Annotated in this window: 1 pseudogene; it reads right to left on the bottom strand. The window is 36.9% G+C overall.

What is annotated here, in order from left to right:
* Nucleotides 1-225: pseudogene (locus TP70_RS12490) on the bottom strand (IS3 family transposase); the annotation flags it as partial.

Here is a 225-nt window from a genome sequence, read left to right as displayed (position 1 = left end):
TTGAAGCGCAATTTTGTGTTTTAAGTATTCAATTTCTTCTTCAGGGGTCATTTCTGATAATTTGGGTCTGCCAGAGCTATCTTTTCTCGTATCTCGCAATCCTTCAGGTCGGCTTTTCATTGCGAGTACGCGATCTCTAAAATTACTAATACGTCTTCCTAAAATCTTTGTGTCAAAACCAGCCTCTTTAAAAATTTCTGAAGGAAGTTTGCCTTTTTCATATTC

Origin of the sequence: Staphylococcus microti (assembly GCF_000934465.1) — a bacterium.
In the GTDB taxonomy this organism is placed as follows: Bacteria; Bacillota; Bacilli; order Staphylococcales; family Staphylococcaceae; genus Staphylococcus; species Staphylococcus microti.
The sequence above is the reverse complement of the archived record's forward strand: the minus strand, read 5'-3'. Positions and strand labels throughout refer to the sequence as shown.